Origin of the sequence: Streptomyces sp. NPDC059224, assembly GCF_042754285.1 — a bacterium.
In the GTDB taxonomy this organism is placed as follows: domain Bacteria; phylum Actinomycetota; class Actinomycetes; order Streptomycetales; family Streptomycetaceae; genus Streptomyces.
On record NZ_JBHZAN010000018.1, the window covers coordinates 150,240 to 173,118 of the forward strand.

The 22,879-nt window shown below is 71.6% G+C and carries 23 protein-coding genes; 12 read left to right on the forward strand and 11 right to left on the reverse strand.

From position 1 onward, the window contains the following. Window positions 1-36: 36 nt before the first annotated feature. The 4 genes from ACFXI4_RS21335 to miaA form a co-directional block, all read right to left on the reverse strand. Window positions 37-2,154, reverse strand: a complete 2,118-nt coding sequence (locus ACFXI4_RS21335; RefSeq protein WP_384993124.1) for a RelA/SpoT family protein — start codon at window positions 2,152-2,154, stop codon at window positions 37-39. A 294-nt stretch (window positions 2,155-2,448) separates the two neighbouring features. After that, window positions 2,449-3,312, reverse strand: a complete 864-nt coding sequence (gene dapF / locus ACFXI4_RS21340) for a diaminopimelate epimerase (RefSeq protein WP_384993127.1) — start codon at window positions 3,310-3,312, stop codon at window positions 2,449-2,451. 117 nt (window positions 3,313-3,429) lie between these two features. Continuing rightward, window positions 3,430-3,936 (reverse strand): hypothetical protein, encoded by a 507-nt coding sequence (locus ACFXI4_RS21345; protein ID WP_362720928.1) that lies wholly within the window; start codon window positions 3,934-3,936, stop codon window positions 3,430-3,432. Between the two features lie 106 nt (window positions 3,937-4,042). Beyond that, window positions 4,043-4,981, reverse strand: coding sequence for a tRNA (adenosine(37)-N6)-dimethylallyltransferase MiaA (gene miaA, locus ACFXI4_RS21350; protein ID WP_362720919.1), 939 nt, complete (start codon window positions 4,979-4,981; stop codon window positions 4,043-4,045). Window positions 4,982-5,160: 179 nt separating this feature from the next. On the opposite strand from miaA, the gene ACFXI4_RS21355 reads away from it, so the two are divergent. Both ACFXI4_RS21355 and ACFXI4_RS21360 read left to right on the forward strand, forming a co-directional pair. After that, window positions 5,161-5,475, forward strand: coding sequence for a hypothetical protein (locus ACFXI4_RS21355; protein WP_384993131.1), 315 nt, complete (start codon window positions 5,161-5,163; stop codon window positions 5,473-5,475). A gap of 33 nt (window positions 5,476-5,508) precedes the next feature. Beyond that, the gene (locus ACFXI4_RS21360; RefSeq protein WP_384993134.1) at window positions 5,509-5,775 is read left to right on the forward strand and encodes an antitoxin; all 267 of its coding nucleotides are present in this window, start codon (window positions 5,509-5,511) and stop codon (window positions 5,773-5,775) included. 75 nt (window positions 5,776-5,850) lie between these two features. Here the strand turns inward: ACFXI4_RS21360 and ACFXI4_RS21365 are convergent, their stop codons facing one another. Together ACFXI4_RS21365 and miaB are read right to left on the reverse strand one after the other, a co-directional pair. Further along, window positions 5,851-6,558, reverse strand: coding sequence for a class III extradiol dioxygenase subunit B-like domain-containing protein (locus ACFXI4_RS21365; RefSeq protein WP_384993137.1), 708 nt, complete (start codon window positions 6,556-6,558; stop codon window positions 5,851-5,853). Between the two features lie 105 nt (window positions 6,559-6,663). Next, a complete protein-coding gene (gene miaB, locus ACFXI4_RS21370; RefSeq protein ID WP_384993140.1) occupies window positions 6,664-8,193 on the reverse strand; it encodes a tRNA (N6-isopentenyl adenosine(37)-C2)-methylthiotransferase MiaB in 1,530 nt (509 codons plus the stop codon). Window positions 8,194-8,670: 477 nt separating this feature from the next. Between miaB and ACFXI4_RS21375 the strand changes: the two genes are divergently transcribed. Together ACFXI4_RS21375 and ACFXI4_RS21380 are read left to right on the forward strand one after the other, a co-directional pair. After that, the gene (locus ACFXI4_RS21375) at window positions 8,671-10,026 is read left to right on the forward strand and encodes a beta-1,3-glucanase family protein (protein ID WP_384993142.1); all 1,356 of its coding nucleotides are present in this window, start codon (window positions 8,671-8,673) and stop codon (window positions 10,024-10,026) included. A gap of 208 nt (window positions 10,027-10,234) precedes the next feature. Then, complete coding sequence (locus ACFXI4_RS21380) at window positions 10,235-11,134, forward strand: LysR family transcriptional regulator (protein WP_384993145.1); 900 nt, start codon at window positions 10,235-10,237, stop codon at window positions 11,132-11,134. 46 nt (window positions 11,135-11,180) lie between these two features. Here the strand turns inward: ACFXI4_RS21380 and ACFXI4_RS21385 are convergent, their stop codons facing one another. Beyond that, window positions 11,181-11,933, reverse strand: coding sequence for an SDR family oxidoreductase (locus tag ACFXI4_RS21385; RefSeq protein ID WP_362729510.1), 753 nt, complete (start codon window positions 11,931-11,933; stop codon window positions 11,181-11,183). Window positions 11,934-12,266: 333 nt separating this feature from the next. Further along, window positions 12,267-13,151, reverse strand: coding sequence for an isocitrate lyase/phosphoenolpyruvate mutase family protein (locus ACFXI4_RS21390; protein WP_384993148.1), 885 nt, complete (start codon window positions 13,149-13,151; stop codon window positions 12,267-12,269). Between the two features lie 104 nt (window positions 13,152-13,255). On the opposite strand from ACFXI4_RS21390, the gene ACFXI4_RS21395 reads away from it, so the two are divergent. Together ACFXI4_RS21395 and ACFXI4_RS21400 are read left to right on the forward strand one after the other, a co-directional pair. Next, window positions 13,256-13,804, forward strand: coding sequence for a histidine phosphatase family protein (locus tag ACFXI4_RS21395; protein ID WP_384993151.1), 549 nt, complete (start codon window positions 13,256-13,258; stop codon window positions 13,802-13,804). Between the two features lie 192 nt (window positions 13,805-13,996). Beyond that, complete coding sequence (locus tag ACFXI4_RS21400) at window positions 13,997-15,442, forward strand: hypothetical protein (protein ID WP_384993154.1); 1,446 nt, start codon at window positions 13,997-13,999, stop codon at window positions 15,440-15,442. 8 nt (window positions 15,443-15,450) lie between these two features. Here ACFXI4_RS21400 and ACFXI4_RS21405 read toward each other — a convergent pair whose 3' ends face one another. Further along, on the reverse strand, window positions 15,451-15,861 hold the full coding sequence (locus ACFXI4_RS21405) for a MazG nucleotide pyrophosphohydrolase domain-containing protein (protein WP_384993157.1): 411 nt from the start codon (window positions 15,859-15,861) through the stop codon (window positions 15,451-15,453). 91 nt (window positions 15,862-15,952) lie between these two features. Here ACFXI4_RS21405 and ACFXI4_RS21410 point away from each other — a divergent pair, with 91 nt between their 5' ends. Further along, window positions 15,953-16,951: a TAXI family TRAP transporter solute-binding subunit gene (locus ACFXI4_RS21410; protein WP_384993160.1), complete on the forward strand. Its 999-nt coding sequence runs from the start codon at window positions 15,953-15,955 to the stop codon at window positions 16,949-16,951. 9 nt (window positions 16,952-16,960) lie between these two features. Here the strand turns inward: ACFXI4_RS21410 and ACFXI4_RS21415 are convergent, their stop codons facing one another. Together ACFXI4_RS21415 and ACFXI4_RS21420 are read right to left on the reverse strand one after the other, a co-directional pair. Beyond that, window positions 16,961-18,358: an ATP-binding protein gene (locus ACFXI4_RS21415; protein WP_384993163.1), complete on the reverse strand. Its 1,398-nt coding sequence runs from the start codon at window positions 18,356-18,358 to the stop codon at window positions 16,961-16,963. 9 nt (window positions 18,359-18,367) lie between these two features. Further along, entirely contained in the window at window positions 18,368-19,054 is a 687-nt protein-coding gene (locus tag ACFXI4_RS21420; RefSeq protein ID WP_362721509.1) for a response regulator transcription factor, read from the reverse strand. A 103-nt stretch (window positions 19,055-19,157) separates the two neighbouring features. Here ACFXI4_RS21420 and ACFXI4_RS21425 point away from each other — a divergent pair, with 103 nt between their 5' ends. The 5 genes from ACFXI4_RS21425 to ACFXI4_RS21445 all read left to right on the forward strand — a co-directional run bounded on the left by ACFXI4_RS21425 (window position 19,158) and on the right by ACFXI4_RS21445 (window position 22,772). Continuing rightward, window positions 19,158-19,286 carry a hypothetical protein gene (locus ACFXI4_RS21425; protein ID WP_384993167.1) on the forward strand — a complete coding sequence of 43 codons (129 nt, stop codon included), beginning with the start codon at window positions 19,158-19,160 and terminating at the stop codon, window positions 19,284-19,286. Window positions 19,287-19,373: 87 nt separating this feature from the next. Beyond that, window positions 19,374-20,150, forward strand: a complete 777-nt coding sequence (locus ACFXI4_RS21430; protein WP_384993170.1) for an amino acid ABC transporter ATP-binding protein — start codon at window positions 19,374-19,376, stop codon at window positions 20,148-20,150. Between the two features lie 59 nt (window positions 20,151-20,209). After that, window positions 20,210-21,049, forward strand: coding sequence for a glutamate ABC transporter substrate-binding protein (locus ACFXI4_RS21435; RefSeq protein ID WP_362721503.1), 840 nt, complete (start codon window positions 20,210-20,212; stop codon window positions 21,047-21,049). A 149-nt stretch (window positions 21,050-21,198) separates the two neighbouring features. Beyond that, window positions 21,199-21,864, forward strand: a complete 666-nt coding sequence (locus ACFXI4_RS21440; RefSeq protein WP_362721520.1) for an amino acid ABC transporter permease — start codon at window positions 21,199-21,201, stop codon at window positions 21,862-21,864. Next, window positions 21,861-22,772 (forward strand): amino acid ABC transporter permease, encoded by a 912-nt coding sequence (locus tag ACFXI4_RS21445; RefSeq protein WP_362721500.1) that lies wholly within the window; start codon window positions 21,861-21,863, stop codon window positions 22,770-22,772. The genes ACFXI4_RS21440 and ACFXI4_RS21445 overlap by 4 nt, the downstream gene beginning before the upstream one ends. Window positions 22,773-22,879: the final 107 nt, after the last annotated feature.

Sequence of the window (22,879 nt, forward strand, 5' to 3'; positions counted from 1 at the left end):
GGCGACGCGGCCCACCTAATCCACTCGAACGGGTACTTACTGGTGTTGCGCTCGGTCCACGTCGTACACCCCGGCCACGTTGCGCATCGCACGCATCAGGGCGGGGAGGTGGGCCGCGTCGGGCAGTTCGACGGTGTACGTGTGGCGGACCCGCTGCTGGGTGGGGGGTTCGACGGTCGCCGAGACGATCTCGGCGCCCTCCTGGGCCATCGCCTCGGTGAGGTCGGCGAGCAGATGCGGACGACCGAACGATTCGGCGACCAGGGTGACCCGGCAGGCGGTGCTGTCGCCCCAGCTGACGACGGTCTCGGGCCGGCCGGTGCCCTTCATGTGGGCCACCGAGGCGCAGGCCACCCGGTGCACGGTGACCACTCCGCCGCGCACCGCGAAGCCGGTGACCTCGTCGGGCGGTACGGGGGTGCAGCAGCCGGCCAGCCGTACGGTCGCGTCGGGCCGGTCGACGACCACGGCGCTGGCGGTGCGCGGCGTGACGGCCTGGGGCTCCGGGACCGGGCGCGTGGGTACGGTCACCGGGGCGTGGGGTTCTTCGGCGCTGTCCGGATGGGTGGCCAGCCAGCGCTGGATCGCGATGCGCGCGGCGGGCGTGTGCGCGTGCTCCAGCCACTCCCGGGAGGGTTCGGAGGCCGGGTCCTGGCCCATCAGCAGCTGGACGGTGTCGCCGTCCTTGAGGACGGTGCTGAGGGTGGCCAGACGGCCGTTGACCCGGGCGCCGATGCAGGCGTGCGCGTCCTCGCCGTACTGGGCGTAGGCGGCGTCGACGCAGGTGGCGCCCTCGGGGAGGCCGAGGGTGCCGCCGTCCGGGCGGAAAACGGTGATCTCGCGGTCCTGGGCGAGGTCCTCGCGGAGGGTGGACCAGAAGGTGTCGGTGTCGGGGGCGGCCTTCTGCCAGTCGAGGAGGCGGGAGAGCCAGCCGGGACGCGTCGGGTCGGCGCGCTCGCCGTCGGCCGGGGCGTCGGAGACGGCCGCGTCGGCGGCCGGGGCGTAGGGGTTGCCGAGGGCGACGACGCCGGCCTCGGCGACCTTGTGCATCTGGTGGGTGCGGATGAGGACTTCGGCGACCTGCCCGTCGGCACGGGCGACCGCCGTGTGCAGCGACTGGTAGAGGTTGAACTTCGGTACGGCGATGAAGTCCTTGAACTCCGAGACGACCGGGGTCAGACAGGTGTGCAGTTCACCGAGGACGGCGTAACAGTCCGCGTCCTCGTTGACCAGCACCAGCAGCCGGCCGAAGTCGGCGCCGCGCAGTTCGCCGCGTTTGCGGCTGACGCGGTGGACGGAGACGAAGTGCCGTGGCCGGATGAGCACTTCGGCGGGGATGTCGGCCTCGCGCAGCACCCCGCGCACCTCGTCGGAGATCTCGGCGAGGGGGTCGTCGGCGCGGGCCGCGTTCTCGGCGATCAGATCCCTGGTGCGGGTGTACTCCTCGGGGTGCAGGATGGCGAAGACCAGGTCCTCCAGCTCGGTCTTCAGTGCCTGCACGCCGAGCCGTTCGGCGAGCGGGATGAGGACGTCACGGGTGACCTTGGCGATGCGCTCCTGCTTCTCGGGGCGCATCACACCGAGGGTGCGCATGTTGTGCAGCCGGTCGGCGAGCTTGATCGACATCACCCGGACGTCGCTGCCGGTGGCGACGAGCATCTTGCGGAACGTCTCGGGTTCGGCGGCGGCCCCGTAGTCGACCTTCTCGAGTTTCGTCACCCCGTCGACCAGATAGCGGACCTCCTCGCCGAACTGTTCCCGCACCTGGTCGAGGGTCACGTCGGTGTCCTCGACGGTGTCGTGGAGCAGTGAGGCCGTCAGGGTCGTGGTCTCGGCGCCCAGTTCGGCGAGGATCAGGGTGACCGCGAGGGGGTGGGTGATGTACGGCTCACCGCTCTTGCGCATCTGGCCGCGGTGCGAGGACTCGGCCAGTACGTAGGCACGCCGCAGGGGTTCCAGGTCGGCGTCGGGGTAGTGGGCGCGGTGGGCCTCCGCGACATGGCCGATGGCGTCGGGGAGTTTGCCGCGGGCCGCGTTGCCGAGCAGCGCCGCCCGGCCGAGCCGGCGCAGGTCGATCCGTGGGCGGGCCTTCCTGCGGGCCGCTGTGGGCACTACAGGTCCGGGCGTCGCAGGGTTCGTGGCCTCCGCACTCATGGGCACCTCCGGCTCGTGACCGGCGGACTGGGCCCCAGGGCATACATGGCTCAGGGATTGGTGACGTTCCCCCGTCCGTGCCGGTGCTTGATGCTACCGAGCCCAACACGCCCGACTGACCGCCTCCCGCCGAGCGTGAAACGGATCACCCATTCGAGCGACGACTTGGAGGTTTACGTTTTTGCGCCACCTGTTCGGGGGGTGGCCGAAGTTTCCTGCCACCAGAGGCAACGGGGGCCGTGGATCCGGGTGTTGCACGACGGCCCGGACCACGGTTCACGTCGTCCGACCGGTTCAGCGGGCGGCGTTTTCCAGCCATTCGGCGTCGATCCCGCCCTCGGCCACGATCACGGCGGGCCCGGTCATCTCGATCTCGCCGTCGGGCCGTTCCGTGATGACGAGGCGTCCGCCGGGCACATCCACGGTGTACGTCACCGGGGTTCCGGAGACGGCCGGGTCGGTGCCGTCGCGGCGGGCGGTGGCCACGGCGACCGCGCAGGCGCCGGTGCCGCAGGAGCGGGTCTCGCCGGAGCCGCGCTCGTGCACGCGCATCGCGACGTGACGGGGGCCGCGGTCGACGACGAACTCGACGTTGACCCCGTCGGGGTAGGCCGAGGGCGGGCTGAAGGGCGGCGGCGTGTGGAGGTCGCCGGCGTCCGCGAGGTCCGCGACGAAGGCGACGGCGTGCGGGTTGCCCATGTTCACGTTCCGGGCCGGCCAGGTGCGGTCGCCGACGCTCACCGTGACCTCGCCCTCGGGCAGCCGGGCGTGGCCCATGCCGACCGTGATGTCGCCCTCCTTGGCGATGTGGACGGCCTTCACACCACCGCGGGTGGCGACGGCGACGTCGCCCTCCGTGACCTGGCCTGCGTGCTGGAGGTAGCGGGCGAAGACGCGGACGCCGTTGCCGCACATCTCGGCGATCGAGCCGTCGCCGTTGCGGTAGTCCATGAACCACTCCGCGTCGGCGGCCATCCCCTTGGCCTCGGGGTGCGCGGCGCTCCGTACGACGTGCAGCACGCCGTCCGCGCCGATGCCTGACCGGCGGTCGCACAGGGCGGCCACGGCGGCCGGGGTGAGGTCCAGGGCGTTGTCCGGGTCCGGAACGATCACGAAGTCGTTCTCGGTGCCGTGACCCTTGAGGAAGGGGATGCGCATCCTTCGAGGGTACGGGAGCGCTGCGTGGTGCTCCGGCCGCGGGCCGGCGGGGGCTGAACGTGCCCCCACCCGGCGCAGCCGTGGTCCGAGACGGCCCCGCGCCCGCCAGGGGGCGCCTCAGCGCAGTCGCGCCACTCGCCACACGGCCAGGACGACCACGATCGCGACCAGAGCCACGTAACCGATCACCACGCGCCAGTCGGGCCTGCGGCCCGAGCCCTTCACCGGGAAGCCCGGCAGGGTGTAGCCCACCCGGCGCGCTGCCATCATGCCCCAGCCGGCCGCGCAGGAGCAGATCAGCAGACCCAGCATCGCGATCACCGCACCGCTGTCGCCGAAGTCGAAGGCCAGCGGGAAGGCGAACATCAGGGAGCCCACCGCGGCCAGACCCACGATCGGGGCCAGCTGCCACAGGCGCAGCCGCCGCTGCGGGCGGAGCTCCACCTCGACCTCGGGGCCGCTGGTGAACATCTCCTCCGGCTCCGGGCCGTCGGCGGTCACCCCGCCGCCCACCGTGTCGTCCGGACCGTCCGGTGTCAGTCGGTCCTCGCCCTCGTCCGGATCACCCGGTTCCACGACGACGTGCTCGGTGTCTCGTGCGGTGTCGCGAGGGCCGGCCTCCATCGCCACGCGCCCTCCCAACTAGGACTCCACTTGCGATCGAAGCTCGATGATGGCACGGCGCCGGAGGCCCCGATGACCGGTGGCGCATCCCGATGCCAGGACGTGATCAGGCTGTGACCGGTCGTTCGAGCAACGCCAGAGCCAGCCGCGGAAGTTCCTCGCGGTCCGCCGCGGCCCCACTCAACCAGTGCACCCGGGGGTCGCGCCTGAACCACGAATCCTGCCGGCGCGCGAAGCGCTTGGTGGCACGGACGGTCTCGGTGCGCGCCTGCGTTTCCGTGCACTCCCCGGCGAGCGCCGCGAGGACCTGCTGGTAGCCGAGCGCACGCGACGCCGTACGGCCCTCGCGCAGCCCCCGCGCCTCCAGGGCGCGCACCTCGTCCACGAGCCCGGCCTCCCACATCCGGTCGACGCGCAGGGCGATGCGCTCGTCGAGCTCGGGGCGGGCCACGTCCACGCCGATCTGGACGGTGTCGTAGACCGAGTCGTGGCCGGGCAGGTTGGCGGTGAAGGGCCGGCCGGTGATCTCGATCACCTCCAGGGCCCTGACGATACGGCGGCCGTTACTGGGCAGGATGGCGCGGCCCGCCTCCGGGTCGGCGGCGCACAGCCGGGCGTGCAGGGCACCGGAGCCGCGCAGTGCGAGTTCCTCCTCCAGACGGGCCCTGACCTCGGGGTCGGTGCCGGGGAACTCCAGGTTGTCGACGGCACCGCGGATGTAGAGCCCGGAACCGCCGACCAGGATCGGCCAGCGGCCCTCGGCGAGCAGCGCGTCGATGCGGGCCCGGGCGAGCCGCTGGTACTCGGCGACGGAGGCCGTGACGGTCACGTCCCAGACGTCGAGCAGGTGGTGCGGGACGTCGGCGCGCTCCTCGGGCGTCAGCTTGGCGGTGCCGATGTCCATCCCCTGGTACAGCTGCATGGAGTCGGCGTTGACGACCTCGCCGCCGAGCCGTTGCGCCAGGAAGACGCCGAGGTCGGACTTTCCGGCCGCGGTGGGGCCGACGACGGCGATGACACGGGGGGCGGGGGGTGCGCTGCTCACCGCACCAGTCTCGCAAACCTCGGCGGCGGCTCTCGAACGAGTTACGTGACAGTCCGTGTCCGCCTTCGTTGCCCGTTGCGAGGTTCCCGCCGCCGGAGAAAGGCGGTGACCGCGGTGGCGCAAACGGACGCACCGGGTCACGCGGGATTTCGCTCGCACGAGTAACGTATGGAGTGGATATGGGCGTTTTTGCACGGCTCCTCGGAAAGAAGCCGAAGGTCACGGAGGAGCCGGACACCGAGGCACCGGCCACCGCCGAGCCGGACGGGTTCGCGACGGAGAACACACCGGAGGGCGCGGCGGAGAACATGGCGGAGGAGGCGGCCGGGGCCTCGGTGGCGAAGGGGCCCGGTGAGGACGGCGGCGGGAGCGTGGCGGCACGGACCACACCCGACCCCGTCGCGGCCACCGGCGCCGAGAGCACCGAGATCCCCCAGCAGCAGTCCGCCAAGGAGGCCGCCGACAACGAGGTCGGCGAGGGCGCCCGCACATAGCGGCCCGCGAGGGAAGCCACAGGGAAGGTAGCCATGGGTCTTTTGGACAATTTGAAGGCCAAGCTCGGCCCGGCCAGGGACCGGGTCTCTGATCTCGCGCAGCAGCACGAGGACAAGATCGACAAGCTCCAGCACGGCATCGACAAGGCCGCGCGGGTCGTCGACGAGAAGACCAAGGGCAAGTACAGCGACAAGATCCAGACGGGTACGGGCAGGGCCAAGGACGCCATGGACCGGTTTGTGCACCCGGACGAGCCCACCGCCCCGACCCGGCCGGAGGACCGGCCACCGGCTCCCTGAGCCGGGCGCACCACGCAGATCGGCGGACGGCCGAGAGTCACCCGACTCCCGGCCGTCCGCCGTTTCCCGGGACGTTCAGGACCAGGTGGCCACGAGGTAGCAGACCCCGTAGGGCGCGTCGTCGTGGAGCAGTGCACCGGCGAGGCCCGCGTCCTCGGCCGCGCCGGCCAGGACCTGCCAGGGAGCCCGGCCCGATGCCTTGAGCCGGCAGGCCAGGTCGGCGTCCAGGTCCATGATCGCAGCGAGGTCGGCGGTGCCGAGCGCTCGGGCCGCCTCGGCGTCGAAAGGGGCCGCCCGCTCGTCGAGGTAGCCGGGCGCCTTGAGGGTGCGGCAGGCGCTGGCGTCGCCCATGACCAGCATCGCCACCCGCGCGGCCCGGCCGGCGATCTCCCGGCCGGTACGCACGCACCGCTCGGCCTCCAGGGGCTCGCCCACGCCCAGCCCCTCGATCGGCGCGTCGGCCCAGCCGGTGCGCGCCAGCAGCCAGGCCCCGACGGCGAGCGAGGGCGGCAGCTCCCGCTCACCGGCCTCGCCGCTGCCCAGCCGTACGTCGACGTCGACGCCGAAGCCCCGGAAGGATCCCCGGCTGCCCTGCGGGAACACCCCCCGCCCGGACTTCTCCGCGGGCCCGACCACCACGAGCAGGTCGGGCCGGGCCGCGGCGAGCACGCCCAGAGCGTCGGCACAGGCGTCCCGGGCGGTGTCCAGCTCGGGGGCGGCACCCGCGGCGACCTCGGGCACGAGGAGCGGCGGGCAGGGGCAGACTGCTGCGGCGACAAGCATGATCGGCAGGGTAGCGGGCGACGGCCGCCCGGGGTCAGCCCCCGATCTGCGCGCCACGCACACCGGTCATGGCGAGGACCTGCACGTCGGGCGCGCTCCCGTCGGTCAGTCGCAGCCGCAGCCGCTCCCCGCGGCCACCGGCAGCGGCTCGGGTACGCCGATCTTGGGCAGCCCGAGCAGTACGCCCGCGGGCTTGGCCGCCTCGGCGGCGTTGCGCTTCTCCCAGGCGTCGCCCGCGCGGGTGCGGCGCACGTCCAGGACGGCGCCCTCGGCGAGGAGGTGGTGCGGGGCCGCGTAGGTGATCTCGACCGTGACGACGTCGCCGGGCCGGACCTCCTGGTCGGGCTTGGTGAAGTGGACGAGGCGGTTGTCGGGGGCGCGGCCGGACAGACGGTGGGTGGCGCCGTCCTTGCGGCCCTCGCCCTCGGCGACCATCAGCTCCAGGGTGCGGCCGACCTGCTTCTTGTTCTCGTCCCAGGAGATCTCCTCCTGGAGGGCGACGAGACGCTCGTAGCGCGCCTGGACGACCTCCTTGGGGATCTGGTTCTCCATGGTGGCGGCCGGGGTGCCGGGCCGCTTGGAGTACTGGAAGGTGAAGGCCTGGGTGAAGCGGGCCTCGCGGACCACGTGCATGGTCTGCTCGAAGTCCTCCTCGGTCTCGCCGGGGAAGCCCACGATGATGTCCGTGGTGATCGCGGCGTGCGGGATGGCTGCCCGGACCTTCTCGATTATCCCGAGGTACCGGTCCTGCCGGTAGGAGCGGCGCATCGCCTTGAGCACGGTGTCCGAACCGGACTGCAGCGGCATGTGCAGCTGCGGCATCACGTTCGGCGTCTCGGCCATGGCGGCGATCACGTCGTCGGTGAAGTCACGGGGGTGCGGGGAGGTGAAGCGCACCCGCTCCAGGCCCTCGATGCCCCCGCAGGCGCGCAGCAGCTTGCTGAAGGCCTCGCGGTCGCCGATGTCGGAGCCGTACGCGTTGACGTTCTGGCCGAGCAGGGTGATCTCGGAGACGCCCTCGCCGACCAGCGCCTCGATCTCGGCCAGGATGTCGCCGGTGCGCCGGTCCTTCTCCTTGCCGCGCAGGGCCGGGACGATGCAGAAGGTGCAGGTGTTGTTGCAGCCCACGGAGACCGACACCCAGGCCGCGTACGCGCTCTCGCGCCGGGTCGGCAGCGTGGAGGGGAAGGCCTCCAGCGACTCGGCGATCTCGACCTGCGCCTCCTCCTGCACCCGGGCGCGCTCCAGGAGGACCGGCAGTTTGCCGATGTTGTGCGTACCGAAGACGACGTCGACCCAGGGGGCCCTCTTCACGATGGTGTCGCGGTCCTTCTGGGCGAGGCAGCCGCCGACCGCGATCTGCATGCCGGGGCGCTTCGTCTTCATCGGGGCGAGGCGGCCGAGGTTGCCGTAGAGCCGGTTGTCGGCGTTCTCCCGGACGGCGCAGGTGTTGAAGACGACGACGTCGGCATCGCCGTCCGCCCCCTCGGGCGCGCGCACGTACCCCGCGCCCTCCAGCAGCCCGGACAATCGCTCGGAGTCGTGGACGTTCATCTGGCACCCGTAGGTGCGGATTTCGTAGGTTTTGGATGAACGAGGGTCCACTGCCGGGCTCCGGTCGCTGTTGCTGGTCATGCCTAAAGGGTAGGCGGTCCTCTCAGTGCCCCACCCCGGCACCGTCGCTCGTGCCGCGCACGGCATCGGCCCGCGGTCGCTCCGGGGCGCCGCACGCGGTGCCCGCGGTGCGTGTCGGCGCGGGATCCCGCGCACCGGCCGGTTCCGGCCGGACCCGGGCGACACGGCCACGGCCCTCTCGTGATCTCCTCGGGCGCCCGCGGGACGGCGGGCGAAGGTCCATACCGGTCATGTCAAGGGTTGTAGAAGCAGGAGATCCGGAGCCGTCCGAACGGTCGGGAACTGAAGGCTGGGCGCGCGTGCTGCGCCACACCAGCTCCCGGATCAGCGCCGAGAGGTCGACGCGGTGGAAACTGCGTTGATTTCGGCTTCAGTTGTTGACGGCGGACATCGGTGGGTCTACAACCCGAGGGAGCGCTCTCATGACTGCTGTTGCTCCATCCCCACACACGCCGAAACGGCTTGAGGAGACATCGCATGCAGAGTTCCGCAGGCGCCCCCACCCGCAGACCACCGGCCGGCGCCGTACGCCCCCGCGCGGCTCTCGGCCTGGCCGTCGTCCTGATCGCCGCCTTCTTCGCGGTCCTCGCGCCGTCCCCCGCGCACGCCGCGGACCAGTTGCTGTCCCAGGGCAGACCGGCGACCGCCTCCTCGACCGAGAACGCGTCCTTCCCCGCGAGTGCGGCGGTCGACGGCAACACCGGCACCCGCTGGTCGTCGGCCTTCTCCGACCCGCAGTGGCTCCAGGTCGACCTCGGGTCCGTCCAGCAGCTCAGCCGGGTCACCCTGACCTGGGAGGCCGCCTACGCGACCGCCTTCCAGATCCAGACCTCCACCGACGCCGCCACCTGGACCACCGTCCACTCCACCAGCACCGCCACAGGCGGCACCCAGAACCTGACGATCACCGGCAGCGGACGTTACGTCCGCCTCTACGGCACCGCGCGGGCCACCCCGTACGGCTACTCCCTGTGGGAGTTCCAGGTCTACGGCCCCGGGTCCACCACCCCTCCGGACGACTTCTGGGGCAGCACCGCCGACATCCCGGCGGCGCACAACGCCGTCGAGGTGAAGATCCTCAACCGCACCAACGGCACGTACCCCGACAGCCAGGTGTACTGGAGCTTCAACGGCCAGACGCACTCCATCGCCGAGCAGCCCTACCTCGACATGCCGGCCAACTCCGCCGGCCGCATGTACTTCTACCTCGGCTCACCCACCAGTGCGTACTACGACTTCATCGAGTTCACGGTCGGCAACAACGTCTTCAACGGCAACACCACCCGGGTCGACGCCTTCGGCCTGAAGCTGGCCATGCGTCTGCACAGCAAGGACGGCTACGACGTCGAGGTCGGCGAGAACCGGCAGACCTTCGCCGAGGACCGCGCCGCCACGTTCCAGCGGTTCACCGACGCGGTGCCCTCCCAGTTCGACGTACTGGCCCAGGCCCAGGCGCCGTACCGGATCATCGCCCCCGGCAGCGACCCGAGCTTCCGCGCGGGCGGTGCCAACGCGAACTACTTCACCTCCTACGCCCAGTCGGTGGGCGTGACCGCGGCCACCTCCGACATCTTCGGCTGCGCGGCCTCCCTGGCGGGAAACCCGAACATGTGCGCCGCCCTCAACCGCCATGTCGCCACCCTGCCGGCCTCCCAGCAGTCCGACCCGGCCAGGTTCTACACGGCGGCCCCGGCGAACTACTACGCCAGGTTCTGGCACGACAACGCCATCAACCACCTCGCCTACGGCTTCCCCTACGACGACGTGTCGGGCCAGTCCTCCTTCATCTCCCACGCCGACCCGCAGTGGCTGGTGGTCGCCGTCGGCTGGTAGCAGATCCGGCGGCACGGGTGTCGAACCCATGTCCCTCGGACCCCATATCCCCCACATCCCCACCGCCCGACGGGCCCCGCCGGGTCACACCCGACCCGGCGGGGCCCGTCGGCTGCCGGCTCCGGGGCCCCGGCACCGCACCGACGCCGCCTGCCCGGCCCTCTGTCCGGCGCGTGACTCTCGTCGGCGGGCGTGATGGCATGGCGGCATGGAGTTGCGGGAGCTGCGGGCGTTCGTGGCGGTGGTGGAGGAGGGCGGGCTGTCCGCCGCCGCCCGGCGGCTGCATCTGAGTCAGCCCGCCCTGTCCCAGACGATCAGCGGGCTGGAACGGCAGCTGGGTGTGCGGCTGCTGGTACGCGGACACGCCGGGGTGCGGGCCACGGAGGCGGGAACGGCGCTGGCCGGCGAGGCACGAGCGGTGCTCGCCCAACACGATCGGGCGCTGCGCGTGATGGCTGAATACGCGGGTCCGGGCGGCGGAGCGCTACGCATCGGCATCCCTCTTGAGCTGCCGTCCGGGCTGCTCGACGCGGCGCTCGCCGAACTCGCCGAGGCGCATCCGGAGACGCGGGTACAGGCTCGGCACCTGTCCTCGGCCGAACAGCTGACCGCGCTGCGCGCCGGTGAGCTCGATGTCGGCTTCCTCCGCGAGCGGCCGTCGGGGCCGGAGTTCGACGCGCTGCTCGTCGTACGGGAGAAGCTCGGCGTACTGATCGCCGCCGACCAGGCCGCCGAGCTGGCCGGGCCCGACGGCATCCCGCTCGACGCGCTCGGCACACTGCGCTGGGTCGGGTTCCCGCGGGCGGGAAGCCCCGCCTGGTTCGACGAGCTGACCGCGATCCTGCGCGGGCACGGTCTCGATCTCGGTCCGGAGGCGCCCGACGGTCAGGCGCTGATCGCCGACGTGAAGCTGGCCGCCGTCGCCTCCGGACAGGCCTTTGCACTGGCTCCGCCGGGCTGGCCGCAGCCGTTGCCCGGTCGGGTGACCTGGTCACCGCTGATCGGCCACCCCTTGGTGCGCCGCACCTGGGCGGTGTGGCCGTCCGACTCCCGCCGCCGCGACCTGGGCCGCTTCATCACGGCCCTGGACCGGGCGGTACGGGAGTGAATCACGCGGCGCCGGCACCGACGTGGGACGCGTCCGCTCCCGGATGTCAGACGGCCGTGCGGCCGCCGTCGACCGGCAGGATCGCGCCCTGTACGAAGCCGGCCGCGTCGCTCGCCAGGTAGGCGATCGCCTCGGCGATCTCCCCCGGTTCGCCGGGCCGGCCGGCGGGCGCCTGTGCTGCCAGGGCGTCGAGGGCGTCGCCCATGGCGGCCGTGCCCTCGGTACGGGTCGGGCCGGGCTCCACGGCGTTCACCCGCACGCCTCGCGGGCCGAACTCGGCGGCCCATGCCTTGGTCAGCAGGTTGACCGCCGCCTTGCTCGACCCGTACAGCGCCATGCCCGCGACGCCGTACTCGGCGACCATCGTGCTGACATTGACGATCGCGCCCTGCCCGCGCTCGGCCATGCCCGGTGCCAACTCGGCGACCAGGTAGAACGGCGCCTTCACGTTCAGGTCGTAGACCGCGTCCACATCGGAGGCCGGGGTGTCGGCCGTCGAACCGAACGGGAAGATGCCCGCGCTGTTGACGAGGATGTCCACCCGGCCGCCGCCCAGTTCGACGGCCCGCCCGGCCAGCTGCCGTACCGAGTCGGCGTCCCGCAGCTCGGCCGCCAGGAAGTCGGCCTTGCCACCGCGTTCCCGTACGGCCGTGACCACCTGGTCACCGCGCACCGCGTCCCGTCCCGCGACCAGCACGTGGGCGCCCCGTTCGGCGAGCAGGGCGGCGGTCGCGGCGCCGATACCGCTGGTGGCACCGGTCAGCAGGGCCACGCGTCCGGTCAGATCAACAGATCCCATGAGATGTCCTCAGATGTGCAGTGCGGGGCGACCCGGTCGCCCCGTCGCCTCGTCCGTGAGGTGACGGAAGTTCTCAAGCGCCCGGGAGCCCCGTGGCTTCCGGCCCGGCCATCGGCTGATCCGATGGCCCCCATAAGGGCGCGGACCGGTCCCGTGTTCCGGCCGTCACCGGCCCTGCCGTACCGCGTTCGCGCGGCTTCGGCCCGGCCTCGCGCCGTTCCCCGCGGTCAGCGAGATCCGGGTGTTCCCGGTCGGCGCGTACCGGCGCCGGCGCCGGCGGCGCGACGCCGGCTGAGCCGCCCGGACACCTACCCGGCGGACGCCCGGGGCGGGTCAGCCCGTGGCGGGCCGGGGCTGGTCCGACTCGGGCGTCCGCCGGAAGAGTTCGTTCAAATCCGTCTGTGTGATCTGGTGCTCGGCATAGGAGAAGGTGCCCCGGTCCGCCAGCTCCTTCGCCGCGCCGAGCAGCTGCGCGTACATCGCCCGGGCGATGCTGCCGCCCACCGTGACCCGCCGCACCCCGAGGTCGCGCAGGTCGGCCAGCGAGAGGGCATTGCCGGTCAGGCCCATCACCACGTTCAGCGGGCCATCGATCTCGCGCACCAGGGTGCCGATCGTCTCCGCGTCCGCCGCGCCCGGCACGAAGGCGCAGTCCGCGCCGGCCGCCAGGTAGGCGTTGGCCCGCTGGACGGCCGCGTCGAGCTTTCCTCCGGTGAGCAGCACGTCGGTGCGGCCGACCAGGACGAACGGCTCACCGGTCGTGTCGACGGCCTCCCGGGCGGCGCGGATGCGGTCCGCCGACAGTTCCGGGTCGTAGAGCGGGCGGGAGCGGTCGCCGGTGAAGTCCTCGACGTTGCCGCCGGCGGCTCCGGCCGTGAGGGTCATGGAGATGGTCTCGGCCACGGTCTCGGGCGCCTCGCCGAACCCGTCCTCCAGGTCCGCGCTCACCGGGACCCGTACCTCGGCGGCGATCTGACCGATCCGGCCGATCATGGCCGTACGGCCGACCCGGTCCCCGGCCGACGACGGGTCGACGTAGTCATGGTCCGGGCGGCCCAGCGAGAAGGCAATCCCCGCGCTGGTGGTGGCCACGGCCGGGAAACCGGCCGACTCCAGGACGCGGGCACTTCCCGCGTCCCAGGCGTTGGGGAGCAGGAAGCAGCCCTCCCGATGCAGTTCGACGAAGCGTGCCGCCAGTTCACGACGTTGAGTGTCCACGACGCCCAGCCTGTCAGCCGCCACTGACAACGGCGCCGCCGCACGGCGTACTGTCGTGCCCGTCCGGCACCCGTTCTCGATGGACGTCCAGGAGGAATCGCCCCGTGACCTGCCGAGTCGTCCTCGTAGCCCCGGCGATCACCCCCTCGATGCGGCGGGCCCGCTTCGACGACGGTGACTCCATCGAGAACCCGGAGTCCGTGGCGTTGTCCCTGCCCGCCGGGCGGCCCGTCAGCTCACCCAGCGTGCGCTGCCGTGAGACGGCCGCCGCACTGGGGCTGGACGCCGTGGCGGAGCCCGCGCTGTCGGGCCTGGACGCGGGCCGCTGGCGGGGCCGGACCCTGGGAGAGGTCGGCGCCGCCGAGCCCGAGGCACTGGTCCGCTGGCTGTCCGACCCGGGGGCCGCGCCGCACGGAGGCGAAACGGTACGGGAGTTCTGCGCGCGGGTGACCGGGTGGCTGGAGACGGCGGGCCGCACCACCGGCCGGACGATCGCGGTGGTGGAGCCGGAGGTGGTACGGGCCGTGGTGCTGCACGCGCTCGGAGCTCCGGAGGCGGCGTTCTGGCGCGTGGACGTCCCGCCACTGGCGGCGACGGAGGTCACGGGCGGCCCCGGCCGCTGGAACCTGCGCCTCGGCCAGGCCGGCGCCTAGGCCCTGCCCCTGAAGTGGCCACGGCGGCCTGAAGTCGTCGTGGTTCAGGTCACGTTGGGCTGTGGCCGGATTGTGGAGCCCAGGTGTCGGCGGCCGTGGCATGCTCGGGGCCACATCGAGTTACCGCCCGGTTCTACCTGTCGGTAACAACCGTTGGTGTCTCTTCCTCACCCCCCACCCTCAGGACCGACCTTGCGCAGACGCACGAGGCCCGGGCATGCCCTCCTGCCCGCCTTCGCCGTGACCGCCCTCCTTCTCACCGTGGGCTGCTCCGCACCCCAGCACCAGAGTCCCGCCGCCGACCGCTCCCAGGACACCGCGCGGATCTCCGACGACACCACTGCCGCCGCCCGCACGGACGGCAAGGCGCTTGCCGTCGCCGCCGCGCCCGCCGCGACCCCGACCGCGGCCACCGGTTCGCCGGGATCGGGCCGCCCGGCGCACCGCACCACGCTCACCGTCAGCTCCTACGACGGCAGGACCCGACGAGCCGTCATATCCAAGGTCGCCAAGGGCAAGCCGGCGGCCCCGACCGCGTCCCCCGGCACCTCGGCGTCACCCGCGCCCTCGGCGTCGGCCGCGGCCGGGCAGGCCGCCGTCGGTGACGTGATCGCCAGCGCCCCCGCGCCCGGCGCTCCGGACGGACTGCTCGCCAAGGTCACCCGGGTGATCGGCGAGACCGCCGGGGGCACCGAGGTGCAGACCGAGCCCGCCACGCTCGACGCCCTGCTCGGCGACGACACCGCGAAGGGCACCGTGCCGGTCGCCCCGGACGCCTTCGACGTGGACGCACTGCTCCCCGACGTCAAGGTGTCCTGGGCCAAGTCCGGTGACGTGCGCGTCGGCCCGAAGGGCGCCACCGTGCCGCTCGGCAGCCTCCGGCTGGACGTCGACGCCGACATCCCGACCGCCGCGGGTGCTCCGGCCTCCGCCTCGGCCACGGTGTCCGGCTTCGTCCAGGTCGCTCCGCAGGTCCACTTCGCCTACGGCGGCGCGGGCACCGGCAGTGCGCCGGGCTCCGCCTACCTCGGTGTCTCCGGCGAATGGAACTCCGGCTGGGCGGTCCGGGGCCGGGCCGCGGCGGCCACGGCCACCCCGCTGCGTGTCCCCTTCGCCGAACTGCACGCCGACCCCGTCCTCCAGGTCGGCCCGGTCCCCGTCGTGGTCAACCTCGACCTGACCTGCTACCTCCAGATCTCCGGCGACGGCAGGATCACCGTCGACGTGGAGCAGAGCGTCAAGGGCGACTTCAGGGCGGGCGGCACCTTCGGCGCGGCCCAGGGCTGGACGCCGGTGAGCAGCTCCGACATGACGAGCACGCCGGTGCGCACCTCGATGACCACCGCCGGCAGCGTCAGGACCGCCCTGGGCGCCGAAGCCTCGGTCGGCCTCTACGGGACCGTGGGCGTCACCGCCGACCTGGCCCCCTATCTGCGCGGCGAGGCTTCCGGCACGGTCACCGACGCGTCCGTGACCCCGGGTGCGGACACCCAGGGCGCCTGGAGCCTGTACGGCGGTGTCGACCTCTCCGGCACGCTGCGCCTCCAGCTGTCGGTCTTCGGTACGCCGGTGCTGCAGCGGAGCATCCCCCTGGGCGCCCTGCACCGCGAGTGGAAGCTGGCGGGCGGCACGCTCTGAGCCCTGGGTCAGGCCTCGCCGCCCGGTATCCAGCCCTGGCGGCGCAGCTCGGCCGAGACGTCCGGAGCCCGGTAGTGCTCACCCTTCAGCACCTTGCCGTCGGCCCGGCGGGCGACCTGTCCGTCGGGCCCCAGCTTGCTCATGTTGGACCGGTGGATCTCGGCGATCACCGCGTCGAGGTCGATGCCGTGCACCAGAGCGGTCCCGTACGCCACGTAGACCACGTCCGCCAGTTCGTGCGCGAGCCGGTCGAGGGGCCCGGCGACGGCCACCTCGGCGACCTCCGCGGCTTCCTCGGCGAGCAGCTCCCCCCGGTGCGCGGCCAGCTCGGGGGAGACCTCCGCCGGCGTGGTGCGGGTGTCCAGGCCGAAGGCGCGGTGGAACTCTCGGACGAGGGGGGCGGGTGAGGAGCTGGTCATGCGAACGACTGTAGCGGCCGCCACTGACACTCCCGGTCCGCCGAGCGCCCGGCCCTGGTCAGGAACGGGACCGGCTGGCAGGATCGCGCGCATGTCAAAGGTGTTTCCCCGGGTCGGCCGGCGTCGCGCCCTGCGGGGCTCGGCGGCCGCCGCCGTCGCGTTCGGCCTGCTGCTGTGGTGGCTGCTGCCGCTAGGCGAGAAGCCGCCGAGCGGCACGATCACCTTCAGCACGGGAACGCTGCGCGGGGTCTACCAGGAGTACGGCAAACGGCTGCGCACCGAGCTGGGCCGGGACATGCCGGGCCTGAAGGTGAAGCTGATCCAGAGCGCGGGGTCGTACGAGAACGTCCAGCGGGTGGCGACCGGCCAGGCGGACTTCACCATAGCGGCCGCCGACGCGGTGGAGACGTACAACCTGAACAAAGGCCGGGGCGCCGGCCGGATGCGCGGGGTGGCACGGCTCTACGACGACTACGTCCAGCTCGTCGTGGCACGCGACTCCGGCATCACCAGCGTCGCGCAACTGCGGCACAAGCGGGTGGCGATAGGACTGCCCGACTCGGGTGTGAGGCTGATCGCCAACCGGGTGCTCAGGGCCGCGGGGATCGACCCCGCGAAGGACGTCACCCCGCTGGCCGACGGCATCGACACCGGACCCGACCGGCTGCGGCAGGGCAAGATCGATGCGTTCTTCTGGTCGGGCGGACTGCCCACGAAGGGTCTGCTGGACCTCGCGGAGAAGTTCAGCTTCAGGTTCGTGCCGATAGACGGCAGCCTCGTCAGCAAGCTGCACTCCGAGGGCCGGGCGGCGCTCTACTACCGGGCGACGAACATGCCCGAGTCGGCTTATTCGTCGGTGCAGCAGGGCACGACGGTGCCGACGATCGCGGTCTCCAACCTCCTGATGACCCGCAAGGACATGGATCCGCGTCTCACCGAGTGGGTGACCCGTACGGTCATCAAGAGCCGGGACGACATCGGCGCCCACGTCCACTCGGCCCAGCTGGTGGACCTGCGCACCGCCATCTACACGGACCCGTTGCCGCTCCAGGAGGGCGCACGGCGGTACTACCGCTCGGTGAAACCCTGAGGAGGGTCCTCACCTGCTCCGCGGCACCGAAACGGTCACCCGCAGCCCCCGCGGTTCATGGTGCTCGTACGCCAACGAGCCCCCGCCCGCCGCCAGCAGCGCCCGCGTGATCGACAGCCCCAGGCCCGACCCCTTCACGTTCTGATGCCGTCCGCTCCGCCAGAACCGGTCCCCCACGCGTGCGAGTTCCTCGTCCGTCAGCCCCGGACCGGTGTCGGTGACCACGACCGTCGACACATCGCCGTCGGCCGCGACGCCCACCTCCACCGAACCCCCCTCGGGCGTGAACTTCACCGCGTTGTCGATCACCGCGTCCAGCGCACTGGACAGCGTGATCGGGTCGGCCCACCCGGTGGTCGCCGGGCACTCCCCGCTCAGCCGGACCCCTTTCGCCGTCGCGGCCGGTGCCCACGCCGCGACCCGCTCCGCCGCCAGCCGCCCGATGTCCGTCAGCATCAGGTCCGCCTCGGCGTGTTCGGCCAGGGCCAGGTCGAGCAGGTCGTCGAGCACGTGGGCGAGCCGCTTGCCCTCGGTGCGGACCGAGGCGATCTCCTCGTTGCCCTCGGGGAGTTCGAGGGCGAGCAGTTCGATGCGCAGCAGCAGCGCCGCCAGGGGGTTGCGCAGCTGATGGGAGGCGTCGGCGACGAACGCGCGCTGCTGCTCCAGCACGTCCTCGACGTTGTCCGCCATCTCGTTGAACGCCCGGGCCAGCCGCCTGAGTTCCGGCGGACCGCCGGCCGCCGCGACCCGGGACTTGAGCCGACCGCTGGCGATCGCGTGGGTGGTGGCGTCGAGCACCCGTACGGGCCGCAGCACCCACCCGGTCAGCCGCAGCGCCGCACCGACGGCGAGCAGCATCGCGGCGCTCTCGCCGGCGCCGATCAGCAGCCAGCCGCGCAGGGTCCGTGACCGCATCGGCCCGGTGGGCGAGTCGGTGACCACCACGGCGACGACATCGCCGTCGCGGATCACCGGCGAGGCCACCACGAGCCGGTTGCGCTGCCAGGGCCAGACCTGCTGCGGGTCGTGGCTGCGCCGGCTGAGCAGTGCCTCGTCGTAGGCGGCGCGCACCTCGCCCGTCTTCGGCAGCACCCAGTCGTCGGGCGCGTTGGCCATGGAGGACGCGTTGCGGTAGAAGACGCCCGCGCGGATGCCGTACACCTCGTAGTAGCTGATGAGTTCGCGGTGCAGGGTCTCCTGCCGGTCGTCCGTGCGCATGGGCCGCGAGACGACGGTGGTGCCGTCGACGAACTGGGCGAGGGCCGCGAACCGCGCGGTGTCGTCGATCCGGTCCACGACGACCTTCTGCTGCTGGGCGGCGGCCACGCTGACGGCGAGGGGGACGCCGAGCGCGAGCAGGACGGCCGCCATCAGCACGATGAGCAGCGGGAGCAGACGTGTGCGCACCCGGGCCCGCTACCCGGCCGGGGTGACGAGCCGGTAGCCCACGCCGCGTACCGTCTCGATGAGCGCGGGCATGCGCAGCTTCGCGCGCAGGGAGGCGACATGCACCTCCAGGGTGCGCCCGGTCCCCTCCCAGCTGGTGCGCCAGACCTCGCTGATGATCTGTTCCCGGCGGAAGACCACACCGGGCCGCTGGGCGAGCAGCGCCAGTAGGTCGAACTCCTTGCGGGTGAGCTGGACGGCCTTGCCGTCCACGATGACCTGGCGGGTGGGCAGTTCGATGTGGACGGGGCCGAGCCGGAGCGCGTCGTCGCCGTCGGCCGGACCGTCCTCGTGGTGGGTGCGCCGGCTGACGGCGTGGATCCGGGCGAGCAGTTCCCCGGTGTCGTACGGCTTCACCACGTAGTCGTCCGCGCCCAGGTTGAGGCCGTGGATGCGGGAGCGGACGTCGGCACGGGCGGTGACCATGATGACCGGGGTGCTGGTGCGCTTGCGGATCTTTCCGCAGACCTCGTATCCGTCCTGGTCGGGCAGTCCGAGGTCGAGCAGGACGACGTCGTAGCAGTCGCCCTCCGGGACGAGCGCCTGGAGGGCCTCCTCGCCGCTGCGGGCGTGGGTGACGGAGAACCCGTGCCGGGCCAGGACCGCGGAGAGTGCGGCGGCGACGTGGTTGTCGTCCTCGACGAGCAGCAGTCTCATCCCGGCCCCCTCCGGTTCAACGTTCGTTTCGTCCTGGTTCGTTCTCGACTTGCCCGCGCGGAACCCGCGCCCGGTGGAAATCGCGCGCACGCACGCGTGCACGATGGCAGTCACGCTGATGGACGACGACGGCGTCAAGTGGGATTCGGCGGCGCGCGGGTTCCGTTACCCGGCCGATACGCGCACAGGCCACGACCACTACGACATGTGCCCGAATGCTATCGGATCGTGATGCTCAGATCTCCCTCAGATGTAATGACGCTGGTCATCCGGGCTCACTACATTCCTCCGAAACCGAGGAGGACGGAGCCCGATAGCGATGACCGAAGTATCGGTGGCCAAGGAAGACGTGGCCGCGACCGGCGAACTGGTCGTCCTGAAGAGCGTCAACAAGCACTTCGGCGCGTTGCACGTGCTCCAGGACATCGACCTGACGATCGCCCGCGGCGAGGTCGTCGTGGTCATCGGGCCCTCCGGGTCCGGTAAGTCGACCCTCTGCCGCACCGTCAACCGCCTGGAGACCATCGACTCCGGCACGATCACGATCGACGGCAGGCCGCTGCCCCAGGAGGGCAAGGAGCTGGCCCGGCTGCGCGCCGACGTCGGCATGGTCTTCCAGTCCTTCAATCTCTTCGCGCACAAGACGGTGCTCGAGAACGTGATGCTCGGTCAGGTGAAGGTCCGCAGGACGGACAAGAAACAGGCCGAGGAGAAGGCCCGCACCCTGCTCGACCGGGTCGGCGTGGGCACCCAGGCCGACAAGTACCCCGCACAGCTCTCCGGTGGCCAGCAGCAGCGCGTGGCGATCGCGCGGGCGCTGGCGATGGACCCGAAGGTCATGCTCTTCGACGAGCCGACCTCGGCCCTGGACCCCGAGATGATCAACGAGGTCCTGGAGGTCATGCAGCAGCTGGCCCAGGACGGCATGACCATGATCGTCGTCACCCACGAGATGGGCTTCGCGCGCTCGGCCGCGAACCGGGTGGTCTTCATGGCGGACGGCCGGATCGTCGAAGAGGCCACGCCCGACCAGTTCTTCAGCAACCCGCGCAGCGACCGGGCCAAGGACTTCCTGTCGAAGATCCTGCACCACTGAGCCGCCGCGGGACCCGCTTCCTTTTCACAGTCGTCTTCACCGAACGAGGGATGTTCATCATGCAGCTCCGCAAGGTCACCGCCGTCTCGGCCGCCGTGCTCGCGCTCGCCCTGTCCGCCACGGCGTGCGGCGGCAGCGACAAGGACGACGACAGCAAGGGTTCCGGCGGCGGCAAGATCAAGATCGGCATCAAGTACGACCAGCCCGGCCTCGGCCTCCAGGAGCCGGACGGCTCCTTCTCGGGCTTCGACGTGGACGTGGCCACGTACGTCGCCGGACAGCTCGGTTACAAGCCGGACCAGATCGAGTTCGTGCAGACCAAGAGCGCCGACCGGGAGAACGCCCTCGCGCGCGGTGACGTGAAGTTCATCGCGGCCACCTACTCGATCACCGACGAGCGCAAGCAGAAGGTGGACTTCGCCGGCCCGTACCTGCTGGCCCACCAGGACCTGCTGGTCAAGAAGGACTCGACGATCGCCAAGGGCACGGACCTCAACGGCAAGAAGCTCTGTTCCGTGACCGGTTCGACCTCGGCGCAGAACCTCCACGACACGATCGCGCCGAAGGCCAACCTCAAGGAGGTCAGCACCTACTCGGAGTGCATCGCCGGCCTCCAGAGCGGGTCCGTCGACGCCGTGACCACGGACGACTCGATCCTCGCGGGCTTCGCCGCGCAGGACAAGTACAAGGGCCAGTTCAAGCTCGCGGGCCTGAAGCTGAGCAACGAGAACTACGGCGTCGGCGTCAAGAAGGGCGACTCCGCCACCCTCGACAAGATCAACAAGGCGCTGGAGAAGATGGTCGGCGACGGCTCGTGGCAGAAGGCGGTCGACGCCAACTTCGGCCCGGCCGAGTACAAGAACGAGCCCGCCCCGAAGATCGGCGTGATCGTCAAGTAAGGCGCGGTTCCGCGCGCCCCGCGGAACTTCGCCGACGCAGGGATCCGGCAGGTCGCACGGTTCCTCGGGCGCGCCGCCGCCGCCGCTTCCCCTGGCGGCGGCGCGCCATGCCCTCCACCTACGCCACACACCCGGAAGCGCGGGAAATCGTGTTCGACTTTCTTCAAGGCTACGACGTCCTAGGGGCGTTCTGGACGACGGTGAAACTGACCGTCTTCTCCGCCGTGGGCTCCCTGGTCTGGGGCACCCTGCTGGCCGCGATGCGGGTCAGCCCGGTCCCGCTGATGCGCGGGTTCGGCACGGCCTACGTCAACATCGTCCGGAACATCCCCCTGACGGTCATCATCATCTTCACCTCGCTCGGCCTCGCCGACATCTTCGGCGTCACCCTGGGCGCCGAAGACTTCGCGGTCCAGGGCTTCCGGCTGGCCGTGCTCGGTCTCATCGCCTACACCGCGGCCTTCGTCTGCGAGGCGATCCGCTCCGGCATCAACACGGTGCCCGTCGGGCAGGCCGAGGCGGCACGCGCGATCGGCCTGAACTTCTCGCAGACCCTGCGGCTGATCGTGCTGCCGCAGGCCTTCCGCGCGGTGATCGGCCCGCTGGCCAACGTCCTGATCGCCCTGACCAAGAACACCACCGTGGCGGCCGCCATCAGCGTCGCCGAGGCCGCCGCCCTGATGAAGACGATGATCGAGAACGAGGCCCAGACGGTGGCCATCGGCGCGGTCTTCGCCTTCGGCTTCGTGGTCCTGACCCTCCCGACCGGCCTGTTCCTCGGCTGGCTCGCCAAGCGCCTGGCGGTGAAGCGATGAGCTCGGTCCTGTACGACGCCCCCGGGCCCCGCGCCAAGCGGCGCAACGTCCTGCTCTCCGTCGTCTTCGTGCTGCTGCTCGGCCTCCTGCTCTGGTGGGTCTGGCAGAAGATGGACGACAAGGGCCAGTTGAAATGGGACCTCTGGCAGCCGTTCACCACCTCCGAGGCGTGGACCACGTATCTGCTGCCGGGGCTCGGGAACACCCTCAAGGCCGCGGCGCTCGCCATGGTCATCGCCCTGCCGCTGGGCGCGGTCTTCGGCATAGCCCGGATGTCCGACCACGCGTGGATACGCATCCCGGCCGGCGCCGTCGTGGAGTTCTTCCGCGCTATCCCGGTCCTGCTGCTGATGCTGTTCGCCATGGAGTTCTACGTCCGCTCCACCGACGTGAGCAGCGACGAACGGCCGCTGTACGCGGTCATCACCGGCCTGGTGCTCTACAACGCCTCGGTGCTCGCCGAGGTCGTACGGGCCGGCGTCCTGGCGCTGCCCAGGGGGCAGACGGAGGCGGCCTACGCGGTCGGTCTGCGCAAGGGGCAGACCATGACCGGCATCCTGCTGCCGCAGGCGGTCACCGTGATGCTGCCGGCCATCGTCAGCCAGCTCGTGGTGATCGTGAAGGACACCGCGCTGGGCGGTGTGATGCTCCAGTTCACCGACCTGCTCAACGCCCGCGGCACGCTGGCCGCCAACTACGCCAACGTGATCCCCAGTTTCATCGTCGTGGCGATCATCTTCATCCTGCTGAACCTGGCCCTCACCACCTTCGCCTCCTGGCTGGAGCGCCGGCTGCGGCGCAGCAAGCGCGGCACGGGCGCGGTCCTGGGTGCCGAGGAGGTCGTCGACCTGAACGCCGCGGAGATCAGCGGCACCTACGCCACGGGCGCGGGCGGAGCCAACGCCTGACACGCGGTCGGCCCGGCCCGGAGAACGACGGAGGCAGCGATCATATGATCGCTGCCTCCGTCGTTCTCCGGGCCGTCGGCGGGCCCGCGCGCCCACCATGCTGACGT